The organism is Peribacillus acanthi, assembly GCF_003073175.1.
Classification (GTDB): Bacteria; Bacillota; Bacilli; order Bacillales; family DSM-1321; genus Bacillus_BN; species Bacillus_BN acanthi.
The window spans coordinates 1-1511 of sequence record NZ_QBBX01000050.1; the positions used below are offsets into that span (position 1 = coordinate 1).

Here is a 1511-nt window from a genome sequence, read left to right on the forward strand (position 1 = left end):
AGTCAAGTCCGTAATATTGTGTAAATTGCTTTCCCAACGTTTTCAACTAGTTTTTCATTATATTTAATAGTACTTAACTATTTTAAATTTTTCACATACATCCACTACATTTTTTTGGGCGACTTCCATGGATTCTAAAACTCACAATCAGTAAAGGCTGTCAAAGGCTCTTTTCACTTTGACAGCCTTTACTGATTGTGAAATGATCCATGAATGGAAGTTGCTTAAAAAAATCTTGTTATTTCTATTTTGTAAGAGTTTTCTTTTTGTTGTATGTCGTCTCCTGATATTGCATTAATACAGCTCCAACTAAACGAAAAGCGGATTGAGTATTAGGAAATATACGAATTACTTTTTCTCTTCTACGAATTTCTTGGTTTAGACGTTCCAGAGAATTGGTACTACGGATATGACATCGAACTTCTACTGGGTGATTCATATATTGAATGGTATCTTCGAAACCTTCATCTAATATCGCAAGAGCTTTTTCATATTTTGGTTGGTTGCCAAACTGGCTCATTAGCTCATCTTTAAATAATCGAACATCTTCGATTGTGACTGCTTCAAAAATGCGCTTAATCATCACACGAATTTCAGCTGAATCCTTTTTTGGCAGCTTTTCGATAATATTTCGTTTAAAATGGACGTTACACCGTTGCCAGGTGGTTCCAATAAATTCACGTTGTATCGCTTTTTGGAGCCCTTGATGTGCATCAGAAATCACTAACTTAGGTGATTGTAGACCACGAGATTTTAGTTGCTGGAAAAAGCGGGACCAACTATCATAATTTTCTGTGTGGTCGACACTTAAACCTAATATTTCTCGTGTATTATTCTTCGTAATGGCCGTTGCGATATAAATGGCTTTGGAGACGACACGTTGATCTTCACGAACTTTTACATACATCGCATCAACAAAAAGAAAAGGATAATACGTAGTGTTTAATGGCCTTTGAGCCCATTCATTCACAATAGGATCAAGTTTTTGAGTAAGGGATGAAACAAACGATTTTGAAATACTTTCCCCACAAAGTTGTTCCACAATATGTGTAACTTTTCGTGTAGACACACCATTGATGACCATTTCTAACATAGATATGACGAGAGCTTGATCACAACGAGCGTATTTTTCAAAAACAGTAGGTGAAAATTCTCCATTGCGTGTTCTTGGCACCTTAAGTGTAATTTTTCCAATACTCATCGTGAATTCACGATCATAATATCCATTACGGTAGTCATGACGCTCCATAGATCGTTCATAAGCAGAAACGTTTAGATAATCATCTCGTTCTTTTTCCATGAATTCATTTAAAACCAAAACGATCGCTGATTTCACTACGGTTTCGATATTTGAATTCATGACCGAATCTTTTAAAAGTTCCATATTTAGGTTAAACTGTAATTGAGTCATTATTATTCCTCGCTATCATTGTTTATCGTCGTTGAAAACATTGTAGCCAAGAAGGAGTAAAATGACTCTTTTCTTTTTACACAATTATATGGACTTAATC

Annotated in this window: 1 protein-coding gene; it reads right to left on the reverse strand. The window is 35.0% G+C overall.

Going from position 1 to position 1511, the window contains the following annotated elements:
* Nucleotides 1-244: 244 nt before the first annotated feature.
* Nucleotides 245-1411, reverse strand: coding sequence for an IS256 family transposase (locus DBX25_RS20370; protein WP_108672582.1), 1167 nt, complete (start codon nucleotides 1409-1411; stop codon nucleotides 245-247).
* Nucleotides 1412-1511: the final 100 nt, after the last annotated feature.